The organism is Haloarcula argentinensis DSM 12282, assembly GCA_000336895.1.
In the GTDB taxonomy this organism is placed as follows: Archaea; Halobacteriota; Halobacteria; order Halobacteriales; family Haloarculaceae; genus Haloarcula; species Haloarcula argentinensis.
This window is the reverse complement of record AOLX01000014.1, coordinates 589826-608354: the sequence shown is the minus strand read 5'-3', so window position 1 is coordinate 608354 and position 18529 is coordinate 589826. Positions and strand designations below refer to the sequence as shown.

Below are 18529 nucleotides of genomic sequence, written 5' to 3'. Positions count from 1 at the left end.
CCCCGTACCTGAACTGTGCGTGAATGATGCAGTCGCTGCCGACGCCGGCCATGCCTGCATGGCTCCCGTGGCAGGAAGCGGTCGTCCTCGCCGTGGTGCTCGCTGTCCTCCTTGCCGTCCGGCGCTTCTCGGATGCGCGAGTTGGTGACGGGATACGGGCGCGACTCCTCCTCGGAGTCCCGTGGGGAACACTGCTGACGATTGCGGGTGTCGCGGCAGTGTACCTGTTCTTGCAGGGCGCGTGGTGGCATCCACGGAACCCGCTTGTTACCCCGTTCCGGACGTGGTCGTACTTCTACCCGTTCGGGATGCTCACCGGGGCGTTCACTCACGGCAGCCAAGGCCACATCACGGGGAACCTCATGGGGACACTGGTGTACGGAACGGTCGCGGAGTACGTCTGGGGACACTACCCTCGCAAGCGCGGGGTGCAGACCTTCACGTCGCTTCGGACGAACCCGTTTACCCGAATTCTGGTCGTTCCGGTCGCCATGTTCGCTGTGGGCGTGTTCTCCGCGGTGTTCGCTATCGGGCCGATTGTGGGCTTTTCCGGCGTGGTGTTCGCTATTGCCGGGTTCGCGCTCGTGACACGGCCGACGCTGTTTCTCGGTGCGTTTCTCGGAAACCGCGTGCTCGACCTCCTGTATTCGGCGCTTCGCTACCCCGTGTCGACGGCCTCGGGTCAGACCCGCTTCGTGACGCCGTGGTGGTCCAACATCGCCATTCAGGGACACGCTATCGGTATCCTGGCCGGCGTCATCGTGGCCCTCGCGCTACTGTGGAACCGGGACGAACGCCCCGATACGCTGCGGGTGTTCTTTGCGACGCTCGTGTTCGCCGTCGCACAGGGGCTCTGGGCGGTGTACATCCCGCTCGGCGGCGGCCGGTTTCGGTTGTTCCGCTGGGCCGGGACGGCACTGGTGTTTGTCCTCGCGCTCGTCGTCGCCGCGGCGACCGTCGGTTCTGACCGGCGTTTTCGCCCGTCGTTCGACCGCCGCCCGGCGTCACTCGCAGTGATGGTTCTGCTCGTCGTCCTCGGTGCACTGAGTTTCGCTGCCGTCCCGACGAACGTCGTCGACCTGCAGGCGGACCAGCTTCCTGAAGACGGCATCGAGGTCAGAGACTACGTAGTGACCTACGACGAGAACGTCCCGAACGCGTACTTCGAGAGCATCTGGGTGCCGACGCAGCAAGCGGGGACAAGCGTCAACGCCAGCGGCGTCATCGTCGCCAGCGCGGAGCGGGAGGTCTGGATCGTCGCCGTCCAGCCGGGCCGGCTCGCCGTCAACGGTCAGGAACGAGTCACGGTCGGCGGGGCGACCTGGCGCGAGTCGGTGTACGCAAACCGGACGGACTGGTCGGTCCTCGGCAATTCCAGCGTCTACCGGGTCCAACTCAGGCGTGAGGGCGGCCAGCCCCGGACGGCGTACACCTCGGAGCCGTCGACGGCGGACGTGATACTCGACGGACGGAACGTAACAGTGGCGGCCCGGCAGAACGGATTCGATGTGGTCGTAACACGGAGGAACGAAACGCTCGGGCAGGCACCGCTCCCGGCGAACATGACGCGGACGCGGATCGGCGGGCTGACTTTCGAGCGGAACCGCTCGCGGCTATACGCACGCACGGACGACACTCGCGTCAAAATCGCCGAGCACCGCCAGCAAGCGACGCGGAGCTAGGTCCAGTCGATGCGGTACACTTCCGCCGTAATCGCCTGTCGATCCGATTTGTGGAAGTCGAACTGTCGCGGCAGGTCGAACTCCGTTTCGAAGGCGTGGGTCACTTCGCCGCCGTTGTCCCCGGCGAAGGATTCGACGAACGATTGGCTTCCCTCGTTGTGAATCGAGTACGAGACGCCCGCGATGGACGCGGCAGTTTCGAGGAACCGTCGGTCGGCGTGTTCGTTGTCCGACTGTGCGCCAAAGGGCGGGTTCATGACGACGGTGGTTTCTTCGGCGGGCGGACACAGCGGGGCTGTGGTGGCATCTGCTCGAATCCACGACACTGGCGTCGTCGACCCGACCTTCCGCTCGTTTTCACGCGCCGTCGACAGCGGTGCGGGGTCGATGTCTAGCCCGACCACCCGAGCCGGCGACCGCAGCGCTGCACCCAGCGCCAGCATCCCGGTTCCACAGCCCAGGTCGACGACCGTCTGTCCCTGAATATCGTCCTGGAGGTCAGCCGTATGGACCAGATGGGCGGCCAGATCCGGCGGTGTCCGGTACTGTTCGAGACTGGCCCGTGGGTTGTCGAACCCGGCGACAACGGCGAGTTGCTGGGCGAGCGCACTCTTTGTCGGCATTACCCGAGATACGCCCGATTCATTCAAAAACGTTTGGAAATGCTCAGTAGTTATTCTATCGGGAGCGCAACGACGAACTCGCTGCCGCCGAGGTCGCTCTCTTCGACCCAGATGTTGCCACCGTAGCTGTCAACCATCACCGAGACGAAATAGAGTCCGAACCCGGTCCCTGTCGATTCGGTTCCACGCTCCCCCTTCTCGAAGATTGTCTCACGCTCTGCGGGCGGTATTCCGTGCCCGTCGTCAGCGATATGAAGGTGAATCATCGGCCCGACACGTTCCGTCGTGACCTCGATTGTGGTACCTGGGCCACCGTGCTCGACGGCGTTCGTCAAGATGTTTCCGACGACATCGTCGAGAAGGTCGTCAGCCACGACCTCGATATCGTCGTGGATATCTGTCCTGAGCGTGCAGTCCTCGTCCATCGAGGCCGCTTTTTTTGTTGCCCCTTCGATGACCGGTCCTAAGGCGATTGTCTCTGCCTCTGTCAACCCGTCATCCGACATCGTATTGAGGACGCTCCGGACCTTCTGTGTGAGGTCGACGATGTCCTGACTCCAATCCAGAATCGTCTCGGCGTAGTTCGCCTGTGTCCCGTCGAGCGTATCTGCAAGCGTCTCTGCGCGCGCTTCGATGACGGTCATCCCGTTGAGGATGTCGTGTCTGAGAATGCTATTGAAAAACTCCATCTGCTCTTCGCGGCGCTTGAGGTCGGTAATATCTGTTCCCTCGACGATTATTTTCTCCACGGTGCCGTCGACCGCGACCGGTCGGGCCACGACGGAGGTCGAGATGCGCTGGCCGTCTGCGCCGACGTGCTCGGCTTCGAACCTGACCATCTCACCCTCACTCGCCCGCTCGACAGCGTCTTGGCAACGGCACGCTACGCTCTCGTTGTGGTTCCACCAGGGTGTTTCCCAGAACGGCTCTCCGAAGATGGCGTCGTCGTCAGCGTCGATGAACCCGAGTGCGGTCTCGTTCGCTCTGACGAGGTTCCCGTCGGCGTCGAGGATACCGATGAACGTCTCCGGTGAGTTGAACGTCGCTTCCAGCAGCCGCTGGCTCTCCTCTTGTGAATCGACAGCTAGCTCGCGTTCAATCTCCGCTTCGACCCACTGCGTCAGATGCTTGAGCAGCGTCTGCTGCCAGTCCGAGAACTCCGAAATCGCCTCGTCATCGTTGACGAAACACAGCGTCCCGTACTCTGACCCGTTCGCCCGAAGCGTCGTGCCGACGTACGCCTCCAGTCCGGCCTCCTTGTATGCAGGGTCGGCCGCCATCGATTCGCTCGCGTTAGTGATGATGTGAATCCCGGAGTCGTTGAGGGTGTGCTTACAGTATGTTTTGGAGAGTGGGCGTTCGACGCCCGCTGCAATCGTTGATGCCAGACCACTGCTGGCGACGACTTTGTGTTCGTCCCCGGAGACGACCGTGATGTGGCCGTTCGGGAACCCCAGATGCTCTCGCCCGACAGCCAAGACCGGTTCTACACGCTCCTGAAAGGTAGTTCCGCTGGCCGCCATCGCCGCAGTGAGGTCCTGCATGGCCGCGAGGTAGCGATCCCGTTTACCCGAATCGCTACCATCGGCACCATCCAGCGGATCATCCATAGCAGGTGACACGGACTCCCCGGAATTGAAGATTCGGACCCGTTTCTCAGAAGCTGAAATGCGGGTGATCGACGACAGTGTGACAGTCGACTCCCCCTACAGAGTTGCGTGTGGGAGTTCAACATAGAACGCCGCGCCGCCGTGGTCGCTGTCCTCGACCCAGACGTCGCCGCCATAGCTCCGGACCATCGTGTCCACGAAGTAGAGGCCGAAGCCAGTCCCGCCGGACTCAGACCCCTTCTCACCACGCTCGAAGATGCGGCGAGCGTCGCTGCTCGGTATACCCTCCCCGTCGTCCGCAAGACAGACAGTCACGGTGCCGTCCGCAACCGTCGTCGTCACGTCGATAGTCACGTCGTTGCCACCGTGTTCGACCGCGTTGAGAAAGAGGTTCCCGAACACGTCATCGAGTAACTCGTCAGCGACAACAGTGACCGCCTGTGGCTCGATTGTGACGGTACAGTCGTCGCTGACCGACCGGGCGCGGTCCGCCGCATTGTCGAGGACGGCCTGTATCTCCCGGTGTTCGTGGTCCCGTCCGTCCTCTTCGGTGACCGTCTCAAGCACTGACCGGACCTTTTCGGTGAGTTCGATAAGGTCGTCACTCCACTGGACGATTGTCGACGCGTACTCGCGTTCCTCGCTGTCGAGTGTCTCTTCGAGGAGTTCGCCCCGCGCCCGGATGACGTTCATCCCATTGAGGATGTCGTGTTGTAGAATACTGTTGAAGAAGTCCATCTGGTCGGTCTGGCGCTGAATGGCACGCTGCTGACGGCTCCTGACGACTGCATACCGGAGTGCTCTCACGAGCCGGTCGCCGTCCAGATCCGCTTTCGGCAGGTAGTCCTGTGCGCCTCGGTTGATCGCTTCGATGGCCATCTCCCGGTCCTCCATGCCTGTGAGGACGATGATCGGCACCTCATCTATCATCTCGGTCGCCCGATCGAGTGTTGTGAGCCCTGTCGACTCGGGGAGTCCGAGGTCGAGCAGTACCACGTCGTAGGCTGCCCCCGACTGTTCGTCAACCGGCGCTAGCGACTCGACGTGGGAAATCGTCACGTCATCGACGAAGTGCGCCACCGCCGGCGAGTTCAGGTGATGCTCGACAAGGCGGGCATCGCCCGGGTTGTCCTCAACGAGGAGCACGTCGAGATGTACCGACTCAGTCATCGTTATTTCGGCGGCCGCTTGACGACCGTGAGGAAGAAATCTTCGACGCTACTGACGATGTCGACGAAGCCGTCGAAGTCCACGGGTTTCGTCAGGTAGGCATTCGCGTGGAGGTCGTACGATTCGATGATGTCCTCTTCCGCCTCGGAACTGGTCAGCACGACGACCGGAATCCGCCGGAGCGACTCGTCGTCTTTCATCTCTTCGAGGACCTCCTGTCCGCCTTTACGTGGCATATTAAGATCGAGCAACAACAGATCTGGCCGCGGTGCGTCACTGTACTCACCTTGCTGCTGGAGGAACGCCAGTGCCTCGACACCGTCGTTGACCACGTGCAGATTGTTCAGCACCTTCCCCTTCTCCAGCGCTTTCTCGGTCAGCTTGACATCGCCGGGATTGTCCTCCGCCAGCAGAATCTCCACTGGCCGACCTTCGGCGGACTCAGTCATCGCCACTCACCTCCGTCACCGCGGGCAGCGTAAATTTGAATGTCGCGCCATCGTCCGACGGTTCGACCCAGATACGCCCGTCGTGGCGCAGGACGATTCGCTGGCAGACGGCCAGCCCGATGCCGGTTCCCTCCGTGTCGTGGGCCCCGGCGCGGTGGAAGATGTCGAACACCTCCTCGTGGTCCGCCGCCGGAATCCCGGGTCCGTTGTCCGAGACGGTGAACGTCACCATGTCGTCGTCTTCTTCGGCGCTGACCTCGACGCGGGGTTCGATATCGGCTTCCACGGCGTACTCGATGGCGTTTTCCAGCAGATTCTGGAACACTTGCCCGACCTGGTTCGGATCGGCTTCGACGGGTGGCAGTGACTCCGCTGTGATGGTCGCGTCCACCTCCTCTATTCGCATCTGCAAGGCGTCTCCCGTCCGGTCGAGCACCGCCTCCGGGTCTGTTTCCTCGAAGTCACCCGAGTTTGTCTCGACCCGCGAGTACCGGAGCAAGGCGTTGACCATCTCCTGCATTCGACGAGCCCCGTCGACGGCGAAGGCCATGTACTCGGCCGCCTCCTCGTCGAGGTCGTCACCGTATTCGCTGTCCAGCAGGTCGACGTAACTCGACACCATTCGGAGGGGCTCCTGCAGGTCATGCGACGCGATGTAGGCGAACTGCTGAAGTGCCTCGTTTGATCGTTCGAGTTCCGTCTGCTTGGATTTGAGCCGGGTCTCCCGTTCGACCCGGTCCAGCGCAGCGGCCCCGGTACTCGCAAGAATCTCGAGCAAGAACCGGTCGTGGCTGTCGAAGGATTCGACAGTCGGCGAGCCGATACACAGCATCCCGTAGTCCTCGAGGGGGAGAAACAGCACCGTCCGCAGCGGTGTCTGAGGGACTGATGGGTTCGATAGCGTCTGGTAGTCCTCGACGACGGTCGGACTGCCATCGTGGAACAGGCGGTTTTCGTCGCTTTCGGGACCCATCGGTGGGAGGTCAGATGCCGTCTCAACCGCCGCGAAGTCTGCCGCCTCGCTTGTTGCACCGATCGGATAGAGGGTGTCGTCGTCGCTGTCGTAGGACCACATCGCCGCCAGCGGCTGGTCGATGATGCGCTGTGCGATCTGCGTCACCGTGTCCGCGACCGCACGCTCCGTGCGAGTGTACAGCAGTTCGTTCGTCGCCTCGCTGAGTGTTTCGATGCGTGCTTCGCGCTGTTTGAGGTCAGTGATGTCGCGGGCGACGCTGACCACCTGCGTTAGCTCTCCGTCGTCGAACACCGGCCGATACCACGTCTCGAAAACGAGGCCGTCGATCTCCTGGGTCACCCGGATCTCCTCCCCGTCCAGCGCTCGCTCGACGGCAGTGATGATGTCCGGATACTGGCTATAGACCTCGAACACAGAGGCCCCTTCGAACTCGCCGGGTTCGATCCCGAGTTCGTCCAGTCCCTTCCCAGCCGAGTAAGTAAAGACGCCGTCAGGGTTGAGCGTGAACACGACGACCGGAAGGTTCTCGATCAGCGTCTGGAGTTGCTTGCTCCGTTCAGTGTGTTTGCGCTCCTGTCGGCGGATCTCGGTCACGTCGTGAATGAACGCCACAACGCGGGTTGTGTCGTCGATGACGGCGCGTTCGAGCGACACTTCGACCAGCCGGCTCTCACCGTCCGGACCCTGTGTCGACCACTCGACCTGTGCCGACCCCGATGTGGCTGCCTCCGTAATCAGAGCGTTTGCGTCTGCCGTCGAAAACCCCGGCGGGCTGAACTCGCCGACGTGCATCCCGACGACATCTGCCGGCGGACGCCCGAGCAACGCGCCCGCTGCCTCGTTCGCTCTGACGACAGTCCCGGTGTCGGCGTCGTGGATCATAATCGGGTCCGGATTTGCCTGGAACACGTCACGGAAAAGAGCAGTGTCCTCCGTAGAAGCCATACGTGTGGTGCGCTGGCAGGCTACAAGACTGTACTCCCGCCGTTCTCAGGTGTGAGAACGCTACCAGGTGCCGTGGAAGGTGTCGAACTCCAGCGAATCGAGCGGCTTCTCGCCGATGGCGATCTCGTACTCGCCGGGGGTGAGCATCGGCTTCTTGAACTGCGGGCCGTCGTCGGTGGTGATGCGCGGACAGCCGGTGTTAACGTAGGCGTCCATCCCGAAGTTCGTCAGCCGGTCCGGCGTCACCTCATCCATAGTGATGAGGTAGGCGTTCTCATTGTTCTCGACGATTTCTTGGGCCTGATCCCAGCGACCTTGTCCGATTTTGGTACAGAAGATGACCCCCCAAGACTCGGCGTCCATCGCGCGGTGGACTGCGCCGTAGCGCTGTTTCATGAACTTCTCCGTGTCGGCGACAGTGACGACGTTGTTCACGGGGTCGGCGATGACAACGTGTTTGTCGGGGTGCTCCATCGCCAACCCGAGCGGGTGGAACTTCCCGCCACCGACGTACAGCATCTGGTCGGCGTCAACATCGGCGCTGGCGTAGTTACAGCCGAGCACCTGGCCCTCGTGAGTCAACCGCTCGTCGCCGCGCCGTGTGTGCACGTTGTAGCCGCGCTCTTCCAGCCACTCGCGCATCTCGTCGAACTTGTTCATGTGCTGGGCCGTCGTCACCAGCCCCACGTCGGGGTCCGCTTCGGGGTCGGCCAGTTGCTCCTCGCGGGCCTGCTCCATGATGGGGAAGACGTCGACGTTGGAGAACAGCGGCACGTAGATGATCTTGTCTGATTCCTTCATCGGTGAGTGGCCGAAGTGGACGAACACGTCCGTCCGGCGCATCATGTACGTATCGAGGTCGCAGGCACCGTAACAGGGCTGGCCCGAGAGCAGCACCGTCACGTCGTCGGGGAGGTGCTCGCGGAGGTCATCGGCCACGGCCGGGCCGCGGCGCTTTAGTCCCTCTGGGAACTGCAGGCCCACCTTCTCGGCGTCGCGCTCCTCGACAGCTTCGATGATTCGGTCGAGTTCGTAATCCCACTCGCGGTCGTGCTTGAGCGACAGTCCGGTGTTCCGGAGGTCGCCGTCAGTCCGCTCTTGACTCATTGCACCCCTGTATCCGTTCGAGAGTGATAACCCCCGTGTTTCCGTGAGCGACAGTCACTCCATAATCTCGGCGAGTCGGCGCTCGACCCGCTCGACGTTCTCTTCTAAGTCCTGAGCCATCCGGTGCTGGGTCTCGTTTGCGCCAGCCAGCTCGTCGATGGACTCGGACACCTCGGCAGCACGCTGGGCGATTTCGTCGATCATGCTAGCGATCTCTTCGGCGCTTGCAGCCTGGTCGTCCGTCGCCGCCGCGACTTCGCCGATACCCTGTTCCGTCTCTGAGGTCGCGTCGACGATGGCCTGCTGGTTGTCGAGCACCGTCTCTAAGTCAGTGAGCGCCTGCTGAATCGCGCCCGTCGTCTCCTCGACGTTCTCGGCGGTGCTGTCGGCCATCTCGCGGACCTCCCCGACGATCCGCTCGACCTCGTCGGCGTGCTGTTTCGACTCGTCGGCCAGCTCTTTGATTTCGTCGGCGACGACCGCAAACCCGTCACTGTCGCTGTTGCTCCGTGCGGCTTCGATGTTGGCGTTCAGCGCCAGCATGTTCGTCTGGTCCGCGATGTCGTTGATGACCTCGACGAACTCATCGATTTCCTCGATGTGGCCGCGGAGCTCCGTCGAGTCCGACGCGACCTGTTCGGCGGACTCCGTCGCATCCTCGACGCGTTCGATTGTTTCCTCGGCCGTCTCGACGGATTCCTCGGCGAGTTCCCTGGCCTCGCCGCTCTGACTGCTCACTTCCTCGGCGCTGGAGGCGATTTCCTCGACGGTCGCGCTGAACCCGGAGACTTCGGACTGGACCTCATCGAGGTTGTCGGATTGCTCGCCGGCCATCTCCTTGATTTCGTCGGACTGCTCGGTAACGGCCGCGGCGGAGTCGCCGATTTCGCCGACAGCTGACTCGACGTCTGTCGCCATCTGTGACTGGAGGTTCTGGAGCGCCTCACGCTGTTCAACGATATCACTGAAATCGATCAGTAGCTCTAGCGCACCGATAGCGTCCCCGCCGGGACCCATTAGCGGGATAGCCACCGCCCGCGCGTGTGCCATCGTCCCGTCGGGCCGCTCGGCCGAGCGGAACTCGTCTTCGCGGACTGGCTCGCCCGTTCTGATGACTTCCTGAGCGAGCGTTTCGTCCTGCCCCTCTGTGCCAAACACGTCGTATGCGTTCATCCCGACCGCCTCGCTCGCCGGGAGCCCGAGCATCTGTCCAACCGTGTCGTTCCAGTGTGTGATATCGCCGTCCGCATCGACCACGAACGCAGCTTCCGGTAAATCCTCGACAAGCGATTCGAACGTGTGGAGCCAGAATTCCCCGCTGTCGTCGACAGACTCGGGTAACAGACCGTCTTCGGATGCAGTTTTTGCCATTGTAAGACCTATCTTAGAAACTAATATACCGTTTTCGACTGATTATATCAGCTGATAACTGGTTTGAGCGAATCTCACCAGGAGCGAAGCTACAGAGCGACCAGTATAGTGGCGCTCCTGCAGACCGAAACGACTGCGACAAACACGGCTTCCCGATTCAACGTTGAACAACTGCCGGCCCGAGAATCCGATGCGAGCGACAACACGGCAGGAACGCTGCCAGGGACCGATATCCCGCAGAGAACAACACGGTTTCGGCAGGTCTATACCACCCGAGTTCATACCAATCGGTGATGAGCATCGAGACCGATACCGCCGCTGATATCGACGGTGACCACGTCGAGGCGCTCGCTACAGAGTTCGGCGAAGCGATCGCCGAGCTACCGGTGTACCAGCGATTCAAGGAGACGAAAGACGCTGTCGAGAACCACGACGAGGCGCAGGCGGCCATCCAAGAGTTCGAGCAGATTCGCGAGGAGTTCATGCTCGCCCGCCAGACCGGGAACGCCTCTCAGGAGGACCTCCGGAAAGTCCAGCAGAAGCAGGAGGAACTCCACGACATCCCGGTAATGAGTGACTATCTGGAAGCCCAGAACGAACTCGAACTGCGCCTGCAGGAACTCAACGAGATCGTCTCCGAGGAACTGGCCGTCGACTTCGGCCAGAAAGCCGGCGGTTGCTGCGAGGACTGAACGGCGGTACTTCTTGCGGTCGCGTTTTTTCTCTGACTCCGAAGCCATCGGTCAAGAACGTCGATACCGCCGACAGCTACCATCCGTCAGCGACACTGTTCCACCGACAGGTATCGCCAGTCAGTGATGCACTCGACCGACTGGACAGTTACTCCTCGACTTCGGTTTTCACCACGACCGCCGGTCGCTCGGTCAGTCGAAGCACCTTGTCGGTGATGCTGCCGAGGAGACTCCGGTACTCCGCTGGCCGCCGCTTCGTCCCGAGGACGAGCAGGTCGACGTCCGCCTCGTCGGCAGTCTCGATGATGGATTCAGCCGGTCGTCCGTGTTTCAGGGTCGTCGTCACGTCGACGCCGGATGCCGCTGCATCGGCCTCTATCCGGGCCAGCGTCTCCTGACCCGTCTCTTCGAGGCCGTGCTCCGGTCCCTCCGATTCGTCGACGTACTCGTCGCCGCTGTAGGCCGTGTAGACGTCTTCGTCGACGACATACAGCGCATGGAGGGCCGCGCCGTGTTCCGCTGCGAGGGCAATCGCGTGGGATTCGGCGTTGGTCGAGGCTTCTGTCCCATCTGAGGCGAGGAGGATGTGATCGTACATACAGGTCGTATTTCTCTCAGGTAGGAAATAAAGCGAGGGTTCCGTTCTCAAATAGCGGGAGACGGCCTGGCGTCTTCGAAACATCTTAGCGACCGGGCGTGGCATCTTCCGACATGACAGTCGAATCTGATTGGGACGACTGGCTCCCGCGTGCAGTGGAGTCGGCGACGCCTGACGGACTGGCATTCTGGTATCTGGGTTGTAACGGCTTCATCCTGAAATCGAGCGGCGGGACGACCGTCTTCATCGACCCGTATCTCGGTACGGGCGACCCGCCGCGAACCGTTCGGATGGTCCCAGTGCCGTTCAACCCCGAGGACATCACCGAGTGCGATGCCGTCCTGGGGACCCACGAACATACCGACCACGTTCACGGGCCGTCCCAGGCCCCGATTCTTGCTGGGACGGGCGCGGACTACTACACGACTGACAGCGGTCACGACGTCATCCGGGAGGAAGCGTGGCTGGAGAACTACGGCGTCACCGACGACCAGTTGCACGAGGTCACGGAGGGTGACACGCTCGAAATCGGGGACCTGATTATCCATGTCGAACCGGCCAACGACCCCGACGCCGAGCATCCGGTGTCGTACGTGTTCGAGCACGAGTCCGGGACGTTCTTCCACGGGGGCGACGCCCGCCCCGGCGAGTTCGAATCCGTCGGTGAGCGCTACGATATCGATGTCGGTGTCCTCGCGTTCGGGACTGTCGGGATGATCGACGACAAGGAGACCGGCGAATCCACGCGAACGCAGTGGTACAACGACGAGAACATGATTATCGAAGCCGCGAACGAACTCCAGTTGGACACCCTCGTCCCGACCCACTGGGATATGTGGAAGGGGATGACGACGGAGCCGACCGTCCTGCACAACCACGCCAACAGCTTCGCGTATCCCTCGACGCTTTCAATTGTTGAAATCGGCGACCGGTACGATCTCGACTGAAAACGACTCGCCGGTACCACACGGACGGACTGTCCGTCTTTGCTGGCTCACGTCCTTTTCGTGTTACTGAGGTTACGTCTCTAGATTATATTAATCAGTATAGTATCGAAAAAAGGTGTAAATGTTGGTCAGGTACGTACCTTTAATACTATTGCTGAGACCATACAGACCATGAGCAATTCGCAAGCCTACGACGAAGTCACTGTCGCCGCAGATGGCGTGACAGTGACCAAGCGGTTCGAGGCGGACGAGTTCCCCGTACCCGCGATAGCGTTCAATCTCACTTCGCGACGGTCTGTTGCGGTGACAGTCAGGTTAGTCGACACCGTTCCAGAAGACGTAGCGGTCGAAGACCTGGGCTTCCATCCCGAGTACGGCAGTGAGTACTGGGACATCAACGAAAACCGGATCGCCTTCGAGAAAGAACTCGAATCCGAAGCCGACTACACGACCGTCTACGGTATCCGTGCGACGGGAACCGACGACGTCGAGAAGTTCCTGACGGAACCAAAAATCGAGAGTGTGGACCCGCCCCTGGACGAGGACGAAGAGGACCTCGTCGGTGGGGGCGACGAGGCTGTTCGGGACGTCATCGCCGGTGACGCCGACAGCGTTCCCGGCCTCGAAGACGATAACGACGAAGACATCGAGACGCTGGACCTCTCTGATCCGAACAACCCGGACTCAAGCGTCGAAGCCCCCGAAGAGAGCAACGCTGCGCCGGCAGATTCCGAGGTCCAATCCGGCGCAGTCGTCGCGACGATGGCACAGGAAATCCGCGACCAGAACGTCTCCCCCGAAGACGTGAAGCTCCTCAAGCGTGCGCTCGACGCCGTCTCCGAAGATGACAACGACAGTGACGCCGGCGGCGTCAACGATGCTCGGATCCAGCGCATCCAGAGCGATGTCGCAGACCTCCGTGCGTACACCGATGCCCTCGAAGAGTTCCTCGAAGAGAACGGTACCGGCGAGGATATGATTCAGGAGTTCGGCGAGCGCCTCGACTCCTTCGAAGAGGCTCTAGAGGGGTTCCAGGACGAAGTCCAGTCGGCGACGGACACAGCCAGTTCGGCCTCCGATCAGGTCGACGACCTTTCCGAGGAAGTCGAGAGCGTCGAAGGCCAGCTCGACGATCTCGAAGACGATATCGAAGCCGTCCGCGAGGAGATAGACGAGGGTGACCTCGCAGAGCGGATCGACGAGACCGAATCGGAGATCGAGGAGCTCAAACAGTGGCGCGAACAGCTATCGTCGGTTATCGGCGGCGGCGACTAACCGAACTCGTTTTACCGATCCCCCGTCTGTGCCTGCATAATGACGACGACGAGAGTGGCCGTTCCGCGAAAGGGCCGGCCTCTCGAAGCAGTGCTGGAGCGACTCGCCGGACGCACGGGGACGACCGACCTGGCCGACGAGATCATCTCGACGCTTCGCTACGAGAAGGCCGTCACCAAAGGCAATCAGGACGCGGTCGCCGACGTGTACCATCGCATCAGCGACTACTCCTCGCTCGATACGCCATACGAGCCGGAATACACGCTGCTCCGTGACGACCGCGACGGGATGCCCCGACGAATCGTCTTCGACAGCGTTACCGTGCCGACCGAATACGGGGATGTCCAGCTGGTCGGCCGCGAGGAACCGTTTCGGGCGCTCCGGACCCACGAGTTTGCACTCGGGTTCGACAGCGCCGACCTCGTACTCGAAGAGGTCGTCCAGCTTCGGGACGAGCCGCTGACCGCCATCCACGAAATCAACGACCGTATCGACCCGCTGGACACTGACGTGCGAGTCGTGACCGGATTGGGCGATACGGTATACCACACGCTGCTGGCGACGCCGGAGGTCATGGACTCACAGGATGAGCCCCTCGACCGGACTTTCGTCACCAACTACGAGGGCGAACTCTGTATCTCACCGCGATACGAGCGACTCGTCGAAGCCGTCCTCGGGACGAGTGCGCTCGATGGCGTCTCCTTTACGTATCCCATGGAGGGTGGCGAAGAGGAAGCAGACATCGCGGCGACCGGCCTCGGCGTCTACCTCACCGTCACGGGGTCGACTGCTCGCGATCACGGCCTCGAACTCGGCGAGCAGCTGTTCCCCAGCGAGACTGTCCTTCTGGAAAACGCCCACGAACGTACTGAGACGACGGAACAGGTCGCCAGTCTGTTCGAAGAGCCAGAAGAAACAGCGCTGCAGTCGATTTAGCTTCAGAGACGCCGCTGCTGGATGAGTTTTGCGGCAATGCTGACAGGCACGACGACCCACGCTACGAGTCCCGCGGCGACCATCGGCGTGGTCAGCCCGGCCTGTGCCAGCACGCTACCGAAGCCGCCAGCGACCACGTCCACCTGCGAGAGCGCGAGCACGCGGAAGCAGTCCACGGGGTTGAACAGTATCGCCGCGGCGATAGCGCCGGACCCGAGGTCGAACCCTGCGACCGCCCCGAGCGCGATCAGGTCGTGCAACAGCGCGACCCACAGCCAGATGGCCAGTACGGCACCGAGCGCGTGTGTTTTGGTCTGAGCGAGCGTCGAGACCAGCACCGCCACGCCGAGCATCGCACAGGCGGTCAACACCGCTGCGAGGGCGACCGCCGCGTACTGGCCGACGCTGGCGAGGCCGATGTAGCGGACTGTCAACAGTGCGCCGGGAACGAAGCCGAGCAACATCGCGCCGGACAGCACCGCCGCCCGGCCAATGGCGGTCCCGACGACGACACGGCCTTTCGTCACCGGGAGCGCGAGCATGAGCTCCAGCGAGCCGCGTTCGTCGGCCCCGACGATGGCGTCGTAGCCGACCGCCAGCGCGGCTAGGGGGACGAGGTAGACGCCGAGTTCCGCGATGGTTGCAATGACCGCATCGAAGCGGCCCGGGCCAACTGAACTCGCCCCGAACTGGACGACTGCGGTGGTAAAGAGGCCGAACAGCAGCGCCACGCCGAGTGCCCACCGGCTCCGGACGGCTAGCCGGTACTCGCGGCGAGCGATGGTGAGCAGGCTGCTGTCGGCGAGCCGGGCAAGCGCCGATTCGTCGGCCGCGTCCATCGCCGTCTCCGTCTCGGTTCCGCCATCGTGCAACCGGGTAGTTGGAGTGTCGGCCGCGACAACGCCGCCGTCCGGGGTCGGATCTGTCGAGGAGTCAGCCTCGCTCATACCGGCTCACCTCCCACGTCCTCGGTCGCCGCCTCCGCAGCCGCTGCCCCCGCTGTGCCGTCGGATCCGGAGCCATCGCCGCCATCAGCCCCGACGGCCTCGTGGAACGCGGCTTCGAGGCCGGGTTCCCGGACCTCGAAGCGGTCGATGTCGTACCTCTCACCGACGGCGGTTAGCAGGTCGTAGGCGTCGGTCGGGGCGGCGGTGACAGTCAGGTCAACGCCGGTACGGTTGACACTCGACGCACCCTCGTGGTTGCGAAGCATGCCTGCCACATCGCTCGCAGCCGCCTCGGAGGCCAGCGACAGCGACACCGTCACCTCGTCGGCGGCGGCGCGGCGAAGCTCTTCGACCGGGCCCGCAGTCGCCACCTGTCCGTCGGCGATGATGACCGCCTCCGAGCAGAGCCGCTGAATCTCCCCGAGCGCGTGCGAGGAAAAGACGATAGTCACGTCCGTCTCCGACGCCAGGGATTCCACGACCTCGTGGAACGCCCGGATACCGTCGGGGTCGAGCCCCGCGGTCGGTTCATCGAGTATCAGCACGGCCGGCTCACCGACGAGCGCGGTGCCGAGGCCGAGCCGGCGGTTCATCCCGTTGGAGTAGCCGCCGACCCGGCGGTCCGCGGCGTCCGCGAGTCCGACGGTGTGCAGGATGCGCTCGACGTGGTGGTCCCTGTCTTCCCGGGGCACCGAGCGCATCCGGGCATGGAAACTGAGTATCTCGCGGCCGGTCAGGCTCGGCGGGAAGCCGGCGTGTTCCGGCAGGTAGCGCACCCGCTCGCGAACGGCGGTCCCGTTGGTCGGGTCCGCACCGGCGACGGAGACGCTGCCATCGTCCGGTCGGTTCAGCCCGACCAACAGTTTGAACAGCGTCGTCTTGCCGGCCCCGTTCGTGCCAAACACGCCGAGGGTGGCCCCCTGCTCGACAGACAGACTCAGTCCGTCGAGCGCCTGCACGTCGCCGTAGGCTTTCGATACGTCGTCGACGTCAATCACGTTCATAGTAGCTCCTCCAGTTCTCGTGGGGTGGTTCGGTGAGCGGGCGGGCATCGACGACGCCGGGCGACCGGACGACCGGAACGGACGATTCGGCCAGCCGAACGGCGTCGAAGGCCGGGCTGCTGGCGAACACCCGCGCAGCAGGCTTTTGGGCAGTCACTTGCTGGACGGTCCCGGCCGGCTGGTAGCGGGTGTCGCCGACGCCATCGTCATTGACGTCCGTCGGGTTCGCCTGGGACCAGTAGTTCCCGACGCTCTCGTTCCAGTGGACCTGGGCGCTCATGACCGCGAGCACCGGCCTGTTGTTGCGGATGAAACTGTTCTCGGTCACGGTACCGTCGGTGCTCCCCGCGGCGATGTGGACGCCGACGTCGTTGCCGACGACGAGGTTACCGACGATGCGGTTGCTGACTGAGTTGTAGACGAACAGCCCGTTCTCGTTGTCGACGAGGTGGTTACCGCGGATGTCCGTGTCGTCGATGCTCTTGACGAGGATCCCGTGGCCGGACTGGCCACTGTTGTTCACCGCGACGTTGTCCGCGATGACGAGGTGTTTCGACACCATCAGCGCGTACCCGACGTCGTTGTCGAAAGCGGTGTTGTCCCGCAGGTGGCAGTCGTCGGAGTACATGTAGTGGACGCCGTACCGGAGGTCCCACATGGTGTTGCCGGTCGCATTCACGTCCTTGGCCCAGTTGAAATAGAGCCCGTCCCGGACAGTGGTGATGTCGTTGTTCCGGATGACGCTGTCCTCGGTCTTCCAGATCTGGATGCCGTTGCCGCGCTTGGTCAACTGCGTAATCTCCTCGCGGCCGACGATGGTGTTGTTGCGGATCTCGGCGTCGTCGACGCCGTCGAGCCAGATGCCGAAGGTCATGTCGGTCACGCGGCTGTCGCGAACCGTGACGTCGCTGGCGTTGACGAATATCGCGGCATCATTCGTTGCAGTGTCGTAGCCGCTGTTGCGGACCCATAGGTCGGTGACGGTGACGCCCTGCGCTTCGATGGCGAGCACATCGCCTGCGCCGTCGCCGTGCAGCAGCGTCGACCCGGGACCGCTCCCGGACAGCGTGACGTTCGGCGTCGTCACGACGAGGGTCTCGTCGAAGCGACCGTCGAGCGTGACGGTGTCGCCGGGGTCCGCGGCATCGACCGCCGCCTGCGCGCTGTCGTAGGTCTTGCCGTCGACCGTCGCGGTGCCGTCGGTCGACGGGGCGGTGAACGAGTCGGTGTCAGGCACGTCGGGGTCGAAGGCGAGGTCGTCGTGGGTCCCGCCGGTCTCGCCGGCGCTGGCCATCCCGACAGCCATGACTGACAGCACGAGTAGGACCGCGGTACCAACGGCGAACACACGCTCGAAATCGTGGGACAGTGGCCTCATGAGTAGGGTTCTGGGTGGTCAGATTCGGCCGCGGTGGTCGTCGGGCGGTGCGGAGCGTCTTCCTCGTCTTCGGTGTCGCCGTCGCGGCCCAGACGCTCCTGAACGGCATCTGGAAATCCGGTGAGCCGGTCACGGAGTCGGGCCGGGAGCTCGCTGAGCGTCGCAGCTTGATCCCGGTAGTAGTACGAAACCGCGAGCAGTCCAACGGCTGTGGCGGCCATGTACGCGCCGAGACCGAACCGGGAGACGCTGGTGATGTTGGCGACCTGGTACTGGCCCCACAGCGGCGGCGTGAAGCCGTCGACGCCCATCACCGGCGCACCCGGGTCGAGCGTGTGGCCGGCCTCCCAGAGTCGGTACTGGATATCAGCCAGCATCACGGTGAACACTAGCACGGTGCCGCCGAACTGGTATTTCAGGCCACGCTTGAGCTTTTCAGTAGTCGGCGCGACGGCGACGAACACCGACAGCAGTGACACGCCGATGAACGCGACCGGGCCCAGCGACCACTCGGGCACGTCGATGGCGTTCTCCTCGACGGGGAAGTTGGGCTCGACTAACACCGGGTCGGGGAAGTAGAACCCGACGTAGTGGTTCAGCCGCGCCATCTCGATGAAGTCCCCGGTCAGGTGGGGGTAGGCGTACAGGGAGACGCGGAGCGTCGTGCTGGGATATTGCACCGCATCAACGCTAATGCGCCACATCGGAAACGCGAGCGCCGCGACGAACAGCAGCGCCGCTATCGCGGGGAGGCCCCGCCGGATCTCACGGAAGTCGTCGATGGTGGGTCTTTGCATGGCTGAACACCTCGGAAACGGT

Annotated in this window: 17 protein-coding genes; 5 read left to right on the top strand and 12 right to left on the bottom strand. The window is 62.9% G+C overall.

Translation table 11 applies throughout. The annotated features are described in order from the left end of the window. Positions 1-23: 23 nt before the first annotated feature. Positions 24-1682 carry a rhomboid family intramembrane serine protease gene (locus tag C443_RS06595; protein ID WP_005534900.1) on the top strand — a complete coding sequence of 553 codons (1659 nt, stop codon included), beginning with the start codon at positions 24-26 and terminating at the stop codon, positions 1680-1682. On the opposite strand, the gene C443_RS06590 is transcribed toward C443_RS06595, so the two are convergent. From C443_RS06590 to C443_RS06560, 7 genes are all read right to left on the bottom strand, one after another. Next, a complete protein-coding gene (locus tag C443_RS06590) occupies positions 1679-2305 on the bottom strand; it encodes an METTL5 family protein (RefSeq protein ID WP_005534898.1) in 627 nt (208 codons plus the stop codon). The two genes, C443_RS06595 and C443_RS06590, sit on opposite strands and share 4 nt — an antisense overlap. Before the next feature lie 50 nt (positions 2306-2355). Next, complete coding sequence (locus C443_RS06585; RefSeq protein WP_005534897.1) at positions 2356-3915, bottom strand: sensor histidine kinase; 1560 nt, start codon at positions 3913-3915, stop codon at positions 2356-2358. 96 nt (positions 3916-4011) lie between these two features. Next, positions 4012-5085: a hybrid sensor histidine kinase/response regulator gene (locus tag C443_RS06580; RefSeq protein ID WP_005534896.1), complete on the bottom strand. Its 1074-nt coding sequence runs from the start codon at positions 5083-5085 to the stop codon at positions 4012-4014. A 2-nt stretch (positions 5086-5087) separates the two neighbouring features. Continuing rightward, positions 5088-5534, bottom strand: coding sequence for a response regulator (locus tag C443_RS06575; protein ID WP_005534895.1), 447 nt, complete (start codon positions 5532-5534; stop codon positions 5088-5090). After that, the gene (locus C443_RS06570; protein WP_005534894.1) at positions 5527-7455 is read right to left on the bottom strand and encodes a PAS domain-containing sensor histidine kinase; all 1929 of its coding nucleotides are present in this window, start codon (positions 7453-7455) and stop codon (positions 5527-5529) included. Before C443_RS06570 ends, C443_RS06575 begins: the two co-directional genes overlap by 8 nt. A gap of 60 nt (positions 7456-7515) precedes the next feature. Next, complete coding sequence (gene dph2, locus C443_RS06565) at positions 7516-8562, bottom strand: diphthamide biosynthesis enzyme Dph2 (RefSeq protein WP_005534893.1); 1047 nt, start codon at positions 8560-8562, stop codon at positions 7516-7518. A gap of 54 nt (positions 8563-8616) precedes the next feature. Further along, positions 8617-9933, bottom strand: a complete 1317-nt coding sequence (locus C443_RS06560; protein WP_005534892.1) for a methyl-accepting chemotaxis protein — start codon at positions 9931-9933, stop codon at positions 8617-8619. Positions 9934-10226: 293 nt separating this feature from the next. On the opposite strand from C443_RS06560, the gene C443_RS06555 reads away from it, so the two are divergent. Then, positions 10227-10625 (top strand): YlbF family regulator, encoded by a 399-nt coding sequence (locus C443_RS06555; protein ID WP_004593080.1) that lies wholly within the window; start codon positions 10227-10229, stop codon positions 10623-10625. 148 nt (positions 10626-10773) lie between these two features. Here C443_RS06555 and C443_RS06550 read toward each other — a convergent pair whose 3' ends face one another. Then, on the bottom strand, positions 10774-11223 hold the full coding sequence (locus tag C443_RS06550) for a universal stress protein (protein WP_005534888.1): 450 nt from the start codon (positions 11221-11223) through the stop codon (positions 10774-10776). A 113-nt stretch (positions 11224-11336) separates the two neighbouring features. Between C443_RS06550 and C443_RS06545 the strand changes: the two genes are divergently transcribed. From C443_RS06545 to C443_RS06535, 3 genes are all read left to right on the top strand, one after another. After that, positions 11337-12170: an MBL fold metallo-hydrolase gene (locus C443_RS06545; RefSeq protein ID WP_005534886.1), complete on the top strand. Its 834-nt coding sequence runs from the start codon at positions 11337-11339 to the stop codon at positions 12168-12170. 171 nt (positions 12171-12341) lie between these two features. Beyond that, a complete protein-coding gene (locus C443_RS06540) occupies positions 12342-13445 on the top strand; it encodes a hypothetical protein (RefSeq protein ID WP_005534884.1) in 1104 nt (367 codons plus the stop codon). Between the two features lie 39 nt (positions 13446-13484). Further along, on the top strand, positions 13485-14381 hold the full coding sequence (locus tag C443_RS06535; RefSeq protein WP_005534882.1) for a hypothetical protein: 897 nt from the start codon (positions 13485-13487) through the stop codon (positions 14379-14381). 2 nt (positions 14382-14383) lie between these two features. Here the strand turns inward: C443_RS06535 and C443_RS06530 are convergent, their stop codons facing one another. From C443_RS06530 to C443_RS06515, 4 genes are read right to left on the bottom strand one after another with little or no spacing between them, the layout of a single operon-like run. Then, positions 14384-15328 carry an ABC transporter permease gene (locus tag C443_RS06530; RefSeq protein WP_005534880.1) on the bottom strand — a complete coding sequence of 315 codons (945 nt, stop codon included), beginning with the start codon at positions 15326-15328 and terminating at the stop codon, positions 14384-14386. Continuing rightward, the gene (locus C443_RS06525) at positions 15325-16332 is read right to left on the bottom strand and encodes an ABC transporter ATP-binding protein (RefSeq protein WP_005534877.1); all 1008 of its coding nucleotides are present in this window, start codon (positions 16330-16332) and stop codon (positions 15325-15327) included. Before C443_RS06525 ends, C443_RS06530 begins: the two co-directional genes overlap by 4 nt. Continuing rightward, positions 16319-17710, bottom strand: a complete 1392-nt coding sequence (gene nosD, locus C443_RS06520; protein ID WP_005534875.1) for a nitrous oxide reductase family maturation protein NosD — start codon at positions 17708-17710, stop codon at positions 16319-16321. Before nosD ends, C443_RS06525 begins: the two co-directional genes overlap by 14 nt. Then, positions 17707-18507: a hypothetical protein gene (locus tag C443_RS06515; protein ID WP_005534872.1), complete on the bottom strand. Its 801-nt coding sequence runs from the start codon at positions 18505-18507 to the stop codon at positions 17707-17709. The genes nosD and C443_RS06515 overlap by 4 nt, the downstream gene beginning before the upstream one ends. Between the last annotated feature and the right edge of the window lie 22 nt (positions 18508-18529).